This window comes from Sphingomonas sp. DC5200-1 (genome assembly GCF_049897245.1).
Lineage (GTDB): Bacteria > Pseudomonadota > Alphaproteobacteria > Sphingomonadales > Sphingomonadaceae > Sphingomonas > Sphingomonas aquatilis.
This window is the reverse complement of record NZ_JAFCVW010000004.1, coordinates 522,196-529,645: the sequence shown is the minus strand read 5'-3', so window position 1 is coordinate 529,645 and position 7,450 is coordinate 522,196. Positions and strand designations below refer to the sequence as shown.

At 67.8% G+C, this 7,450-nt stretch carries 8 protein-coding genes and 1 tRNA gene; 3 read left to right on the top strand and 6 right to left on the bottom strand.

All coding sequences use genetic code 11. The annotated features are described in order from the left end of the window. Window positions 1-111 precede the first annotated feature (111 nt). Window positions 112-432, top strand: a complete 321-nt coding sequence (locus ACP7A3_RS11615; protein ID WP_426255653.1) for a response regulator — start codon at window positions 112-114, stop codon at window positions 430-432. 13 nt (window positions 433-445) lie between these two features. Here ACP7A3_RS11615 and ACP7A3_RS11610 read toward each other — a convergent pair. The 6 genes from ACP7A3_RS11610 to ACP7A3_RS11585 all read right to left on the bottom strand — a co-directional run bounded on the left by ACP7A3_RS11610 (window position 446) and on the right by ACP7A3_RS11585 (window position 5,099). Beyond that, window positions 446-521, bottom strand: a tRNA-Val gene (locus ACP7A3_RS11610). Window positions 522-579: 58 nt separating this feature from the next. Then, window positions 580-1,593 (bottom strand): MarR family winged helix-turn-helix transcriptional regulator, encoded by a 1,014-nt coding sequence (locus ACP7A3_RS11605; protein ID WP_426255652.1) that lies wholly within the window; start codon window positions 1,591-1,593, stop codon window positions 580-582. 109 nt (window positions 1,594-1,702) lie between these two features. Further along, window positions 1,703-3,211, bottom strand: coding sequence for an NAD(P)(+) transhydrogenase (Re/Si-specific) subunit beta (locus ACP7A3_RS11600; protein ID WP_426255651.1), 1,509 nt, complete (start codon window positions 3,209-3,211; stop codon window positions 1,703-1,705). 143 nt (window positions 3,212-3,354) lie between these two features. Beyond that, window positions 3,355-3,654 (bottom strand): NAD(P) transhydrogenase subunit alpha, encoded by a 300-nt coding sequence (locus tag ACP7A3_RS11595; protein WP_043060847.1) that lies wholly within the window; start codon window positions 3,652-3,654, stop codon window positions 3,355-3,357. Between the two features lie 185 nt (window positions 3,655-3,839). Then, on the bottom strand, window positions 3,840-4,964 hold the full coding sequence (locus ACP7A3_RS11590; protein WP_426255650.1) for an NAD(P) transhydrogenase subunit alpha: 1,125 nt from the start codon (window positions 4,962-4,964) through the stop codon (window positions 3,840-3,842). A gap of 12 nt (window positions 4,965-4,976) precedes the next feature. Next, complete coding sequence (locus ACP7A3_RS11585) at window positions 4,977-5,099, bottom strand: aa3-type cytochrome c oxidase subunit IV (protein ID WP_241769293.1); 123 nt, start codon at window positions 5,097-5,099, stop codon at window positions 4,977-4,979. Between the two features lie 157 nt (window positions 5,100-5,256). Here ACP7A3_RS11585 and ACP7A3_RS11580 point away from each other — a divergent pair, with 157 nt between their 5' ends. Beyond that, on the top strand, window positions 5,257-6,678 hold the full coding sequence (locus tag ACP7A3_RS11580; protein ID WP_426255649.1) for a sigma-54-dependent transcriptional regulator: 1,422 nt from the start codon (window positions 5,257-5,259) through the stop codon (window positions 6,676-6,678). 8 nt (window positions 6,679-6,686) lie between these two features. Next, window positions 6,687-7,448 (top strand): SDR family NAD(P)-dependent oxidoreductase, encoded by a 762-nt coding sequence (locus ACP7A3_RS11575; RefSeq protein WP_017980101.1) that lies wholly within the window; start codon window positions 6,687-6,689, stop codon window positions 7,446-7,448. The last annotated feature ends 2 nt before the right edge of the window (window positions 7,449-7,450 follow it).

The following is a 7,450-nucleotide window of genomic DNA, read 5'->3' as shown; positions in this document are numbered from 1 at the left end:
GCCCGCACCCTCTGGGTGATCCATGAAACGCGCCCCTCGCAGCCTTCAACACCATGTTTTATATAGGAAATATAATGGTCAGGACAGCGAAATCAGCGCCTTACTTGGGAAATGTGGGTCAAGACCTTCGACAAGGTCCATCCCGACAACCATATCGACCTGCTGTTCACCGATCTGGTGATGCCGGGCGGCATGAACGGCCTGATGCTGGCCGACGCGGTGATGGAGCGCGATCCCAGCGTCTCTGTGCTGCTGACCACCGGCTACAACGAGGAACTGGTCGTCAACGGACCCCGCAAGCGCGCCACCGACGTGCTCAGCAAGCCCTATCGGCGCACCGAACTGCTCGACAGGGTGCGCCAGGCGCTCAACCGGCGCGGCAGCGGCGGTCCGCGGCGGACGCCATCGGACTTCGGGGCGGCACAGGCCTGATCATCGGGGGGGATGGTGGGCGCTGACGGGCTCGAACCGCCGACCCTCTCGGTGTAAACGAGATGCTCTACCAACTGAGCTAAGCGCCCCCTCTCGGGGATGTCCGCCCTGCCAAAGCCGGAGCGGAACCGCAAGAGGGAAGCGCACTCACGCCTTCCGCGCCGCCACCAGATAGGCGCGCATCGCCTCGCTGGCCCGGGGCGACAGGGTCATGAAGGCGCGGCGGCGGTCGACGGGGTCGGGGTGGCGGACGAACAGGCCCATGTCGGTCATGCGGGCGATCCAGCGCAACGCGGTGGTCGGCGCGACGCCGGCGGCGATGCACAGGCTGGACACGCTGACGCGATTGCCCTCCAGCTCGGCGGCGAACAGGTCGAGCAGCATGTCCCACGCCGGGTCCTCGAACAGTCCCTCACCGATGAACTGGCCGAAGAAGCGGCTGCGGGACTGGCGCAGCTGGATCACGCGGCGCACCTCCTGCGGCGTGACGACCTGACCGCCGGCCGCAGGCTCGCTGGCGAAGCTGCGGCGGCGGTCGGCGATGTCGCTGGCACCCAGGCCAGCCTCCGCGGGTGCGGTATGGGAGAGGAGGCCTGCGGTGATGCGTGAGATTTGCGCGATCCCTTCGGCCATGCGGCGGATGTGCTGGTCGTCGGACTCGGCGCCCTGCGGGCTGTAGGCGTGGCGATCGTCCTCGACCCGGTCGGGCATGCTGTCGTTCAGCATCAGCGCCCGGGGCAGTGCCGCCTGGGCCAGCGCCAGCGCGCGCTGCGGGATGGTGGCGTCGCAGAGCAATTCGACGGGGGCGTCCATCAAATGGCGGGCGACGAGATCGATCTGGTCCGTGGCGAACGTGACGACGCCGCGCGTCTCCATGGCGTCGAGGAAGCGGCAGAGCGTGGGCAGCGCCTGTTCCAGCCGTTCGGGGGCCACCCCGCCCGCCTCCGCCAGCACGACGGGCGCGGCGACCACCGCGGCGAGGCCCGCCTCCACCTCGGCCCATGCGATGCGCCGCAAGGGCCGCCCCCCGGCGGCGGCGATCGCTGCGTCGGCGGCACCGCCCATGTCGGCGTCGGCGATCAGCAGCATCGCGCGGCCGCGGTGTCTGTAGCAGCCGGCACCGCCCTGCCCCGCCCATTCGGTAAACGTCGCCTTCCCCATGGCGGCACGATACGCGGGCCGGGGACGGGATCGCGGTCAGTCACCTCCATTTCCGAGGTAAATGGCGCCCAAATGCCAATTACATCCAAAATGGAGACACCCGCCGCCATCAGTCGAGCGCCTTGACGATCTCCTCCACCATCTTCTTCGCGTCGGCCAGCAGCATCATGGTATTGTCCATGTAGAACACGTCGTTATCGACCCCGGCATAGCCGACGCCGCCCATCGAGCGCTTGATGAACAGCACGGTCTTCGCCTTTTCGACGTCGAGCACCGGCATGCCGTAGATCGGCGAGGACTTGTCCGTTTTGGCCGCCGGGTTGGTGACGTCGTTGGCACCGATCACGAAGGCCACGTCGGTCTGCGCGAATTCGGAGTTGATATCCTCCAGCTCGAACACCTCGTCATAGGGCACGTTCGCTTCGGCAAGCAGCACGTTCATATGGCCCGGCATGCGGCCCGCGACGGGGTGGATCGCGTATTTCACACGGACGCCATGCTCCTTCAGCTTGTCGGCCATTTCGCGAAGCACGTGCTGTGCCTGCGCGACCGCCATGCCGTAGCCCGGCACGATGACGACCTGTTCGGCCTGGCTCATCAGGAAGGCGGCGTCTTCTGCCGAGCCACGCTTCCACGGACGGTCGACCTTGTCGCCGCCGCCGCCCGCCGCGGCCTCGGCACCAAAGCCGCCGGCGATGACGCTGATGAAGCTGCGGTTCATCGCGCGGCACATGATGTAACTAAGGATCGCACCCGACGAGCCGACCAGCGCGCCGGTGATGATCATCGCGCTGTTGTGCAGCGTGAAGCCCATCGCCGCCGCCGCCCAGCCCGAATAGCTGTTGAGCATGCTGACGACGACCGGCATGTCCGCGCCGCCGATCGGGATGATGAGCAGGAAACCGATCGCGAAGCTGAGGATCGTGATCGTCCAGAAGATCCAGGGGCTCTGATCCTGCGTGAAATAGGCGACGAGCAGCAGGATCGCGGCGAGCACGGCGAGGTTGATCGCGTGGCGGCCGGGCAGCAGGATCGGCTTGCCGCCCATGTTGCCGTTCAACTTCAGGAAGGCGATGACGCTGCCCGAAAAGGTGATCGCGCCGATCGCGACGCCAAGGCCCATCTCGACGCGGCTGACGCCATGGATCACCGCGAACGGCTGGCCGATCATCGGGATCACCATGTCGGCGATGCCGAAGGCGATGGGGTTGAGGAAGGCGGCGCAGGCGACGAGCACGGCGGCCAAGCCGACGAGGCTGTGGAAGGCGGCGACGAGCTGCGGCATCGCGGTCATCGCGATGCGGCGCGCGGTGGTGATGCCGATGACCGCGCCGATGCCGATGGCGGCGAGAATTTCGAGCATCGTGACGTAATCGACGCGGCTGAGGATCGCCGTGTAATCATAGGTCGGCGTCGCGCTGCTCACGAGCAACTGGTCGATCGGCACATGCGTCACCAGCGTCGTCACGACGGCGATGGTCATGCCGATCATGCCGAAGCGATTGCCGCGCTGGCTCGACGTCGGCGACGACAGGCCGCGCAAGGCGAGGATGAAGCACACCCCCGCGATCAGATAGGCGAGCGCCGCGAACGAGCTGCCGGCGGTTGCGTGTTCCATGTCCCCGTATCCCCCTTCGTCACCCCGGCCTTGAGCCGGGGTCCCGCTGTCTTGTCCCGCCGCCAGAAGAAGCGGGACCCCGGCTCACGGACCCCATCAAAGTAATACTTTGATTGGACCCCAAGGCCGGGGTGACGAATTGCCTAGTGTTTGGCCGGCGCCGGCCGGTCCTTCTTCTTGTACATGGCGAGCATGCGGCTGGTGACCGCGAAGCCGCCGAAGATATTGATGCTGGCCAGCACCACGCCAAGCAGCCCGAGCCATTTTGACGAAGCACTGCCCGCCGCCGCGCCGGCGATCAGCGCGCCGACGATGATGACGCTGGAGATGGCGTTGGTCACCGCCATCAGCGGCGTGTGGAGCGCCGGTGTGACCGACCAAACGACATAATATCCAACAAAGCAGGCCAGCACGAAGATCGAGAGGATCGCGACGAAGTCCATTATTCAGCTCCCGACCGTTTCGGCGCGGCGTACCGGCGCTTCCAAAGTGGACAAAGTGAGCGAAACGGTATCCCCCTGTTTGCCATACCGCGAACCCGAACGGTTCGTCACGATGGAACGGAGGCACGATTCGCGGTTCATCGGCGCAAGACTAGGCCCAAGACCGTCGTGTAGGACAGCCCCCCTCATGCGCCGAGCAGCCGGGTGTTCACCACCTGCCCGTCCTTGGTCAAACGGACGGCGTCGCCGATCTCGGCGTCGAGCACCGGGCGGCCGGCGTCCTTGTCCCAGAAGGTCGAGAGGAAGTTGTAGAGGTTGCGGCTAAACAATGCCGAGGCGTCGGCGGGCAGGCGGCCGGCGACGTTGCGATGACCGACGATCGTTACGCCGTGGCGCTCGACGATCTCGCCCGCCACCGCGCCTTCGACATTGCCGCCCTGTTCGACGGCGAGGTCGACGATCACGCTGCCCGGGCGCATGCTGGCGACTTGCGCATCGCTGATCAGGCGTGGCGCCGGGCGGCCGGGGATCAGCGCCGTGGTGATGACGATGTCCTGCTTGGCGATATGCGACGACACGAGTTCGGCCTGTGCCGCCTTATAGTCGTCGCTCATCTCGCCCGCGTAGCCGCCCGCCCCTTCGCCCTCGATGCCCTTCACATTCTCGACGAAGATCGGCTTGGCGCCAAGGCTCTGGATCTGCTCCTTCGTCGCGGAGCGCACGTCGGTCGCAGAAACCTGCGCACCAAGGCGCCGCGCGGTGGCGATCGCTTGCAAGCCAGCGACGCCGACGCCCATGACGAACACCTTGGCGGCGCTCACCGTACCGGCCGCGGTCATCATCATCGGGAAGGCGCGGCCATATTCGGCCGCGGCGTCGAGCACCGCCTTGTACCCCGCAAGGTTCGACTGCGACGACAATATGTCCATCGACTGCGCGCGGGTGATGCGCGGCATGAATTCCATCGCCAGCGCTTCGTAGCCGGCGGCGGCATAGGCGTCGATTCGCGCGCGGTCCCCGAAGGGGTTGAGGCCGGCGACGATCCACGCGCCGGCCGCAGCGCCCGTCAGACCGGCGGGATCGGGGCCCTGCACGCCGAGGATGATGTCCGCGCCGGCGAGCGTGCTCGCCCGGTCGGCGACGCTGGCGCCGACATCGGCATAGGCCTGATCGGCATAACGGGCGGCGGCACCGGCGCCGGCTTCCACCGCGACGGTCGCACCCAGGGCGATGAATTTCTTGGCGGTTTCCGGCGTGGCGGCAACGCGCCGCTCGCCGTCAACATGTTCCTTGAGGACGGCGATCTTCATGTCGGCGGGCGCTCAGGCGATCAGCCAGATCACCAGCGCGGCGATCACCGCACAGGCGATGGCGCCCCAGAACAGCATCTTCGTGACGCTCGAATAGGTCGCCACATGCGCCTTCATGTCACCGTTGCCGGCCATCATCCAACCCCTGTTTGCCTGTGGCGCCTTCGCCCCTGTTGCACGATCACTGCCCGCAAAGCGCCATGGGCGTCAAGGCAAGGTACGCCTGCACCGGCTTAAGCCCGCCTTTACTCCGGCTGTGTATCGCTTGCCCCGAACCGGGACGGAAAACCTTATGACGCGCAACGGGCAGCGGCTGCTTCTGCTGATCGACGACGAACCTGCGCAGCGGCGATTGGTGTCGGCGCTGGCCGCGCGTGCCGGCTGGCGATCGATCTTCGCCGCCGATGGCGAGATGGCGCTGGCGCAGCTCGGCACGCAGGACGGAATGCAGCTGGACGCGATCCTGCTCGACCATTGGGCACCCGATGCCGATGCCGGCCCGCTGATCGCGGAGCTGCGCGAACGGCGCCCGGCTTTGCCGATCCTGATGCTGACCGCCAACGGATCGGTCGCGCATGCCGTCGCCGCGATGCGCGCGGGCGCGACCGATTTCCTGGTGAAGCCGCTGGCGCCCGAACGCCTGCTCGCCGCGCTGGAGGCGGCGGTGGCGGGGACGGCGGCGGGGGAATTGCGCCCACTGACCGAGAAGATTCCGGCGCTGCTAGCGTTCGACGAGATCGTCGGGTCCTCGCCCGATTTCCGGGCTGCGCTCGCCATCGCCGCCAAGGCGGCGCGGGCGCGCGTGCCGGTGCTGGTGGAGGGCGAAAGCGGCGTCGGCAAGGAAGTGGTCGCCGATGCGATCCATGCCGCCTCGCCGCGATCCAAGAAACCGATGGTCACCGTCAATTGCGGGGCGATCCCGGCGAACCTCGTCGAATCCGAATTGTTCGGGCATGAAAAGGGCGCGTTCACCGGCGCGTTCGAACGCAAGATCGGCAAGTTCGCCGATGCCGACGGCGGCACCATCCTGCTCGACGAAGTGGGCGAAATGCCGCTCGAGGCGCAGGTGAAGCTGCTGCGCGTGCTGCAATCGGGCGAGATCCAGCCGATCGGCGCGCGTCATGCGCGGCAGGTGGACGTGCGCGTGATCGCTGCGACGAACAAGACGCTGCTCGACGAGGTTGCCGCCGGGCGGTTCCGCGAGGACCTCTATTACCGGCTCAACGTGGTGCAGGTGACGATCCCGCCCTTACGCGAACGGCTGGCCGACGTGCCGGCGCTGGCGCGGCATCTGCTGGCGCGGATCGCGCAGCAACCGGGGCTAAGGCCGCTGGGGATTACCGACGATGCGCTGGCGCTGCTGGTGCAGTACGACTGGCCGGGCAACGTCCGCCAGTTGCAGAACGCGCTCTTCCGCGCCGCGGTGCTGTGCGGGGGCGCGGCGCTGACGCGGGCGGATTTCCCCCAGATCGCCTCGCTGGGCAATCGCCGGCCGGGGAGCGCGGGCACCGCGACGCTGTCGGGCGGCGGGGTGACGCTGTTCCGGCCCGACGGCAACCTGCGCCCGCTGGAGGATATCGAGGCGGACGTGATCCGGCTCGCCATCGGCCATTATCGCGGGCGGATGACCGAAGTGGCGCGGCGGCTGGGGATCGGGCGGTCGACCTTGTACCGCAAGCTGGGCGAGTTGGGCATCGATAACGCCGCCGCGTAGATCCTGCTATGCGGGACGGCATGAGCCGCTTCGCCAACCGTCACATCCTCGTCACCGGTGCCGCATCGGGCATCGGCCTCGCCACCGCGCAGCATCTTGCCGCCGAGGGCGCGCGCCGGCTGGTGCTGGTCGACCGCGATGCGGCGGCGCTGGCCGCGATCGACCTGCCCTGCACGCTGGACCTGCTGCCCGGCGACGTCGCGGACGAGGCGTTCTGGGACACCGCGGCACCCTATCTTGCCGGCATCGACGGTGCGGTGGTCAATGCCGGGGTGGCCGGCGCGGGCGTCATCGCCGACCTCGACTTCGCCGAATGGCGACGCATCCTGTCGGTGAACCTGGATGGCGCGTTCCTGACGCTGCGCGCGGCATTGCGGGCGATGGCGGACGGCGGCGCGATCGTCGCGACCGCATCGGCAGCGGGGATCAAGGCGGAGGCGGGCGTCGCCGCCTATGGCGCGTCGAAGGCGGCGCTGATTCATCTGGTGAAGGTCGCCGCCAAGGAGGCCGCGGCGCGGCGCATCCGCGTCAACGCCATCGCCCCGGCCGGAGTGGAAACCCCGGTGTGGGATGCGATCCCGATGTTTGCGAACCGGGTCGCCGCAATCGGTCGTGACGCCGCCTTTGCGGAAATGGCGGCGATGGCCACGCCGCTGGGCCGCTATGCCAAGGCGGAGGAGATTGCCGCGCAGATCGGCTTCCTGCTGTCCGACGCCGCCGCGCTCGTCACCGGCAGCTGCCTGCTAAGCGACGGCGGCTACACGCTGTAGCC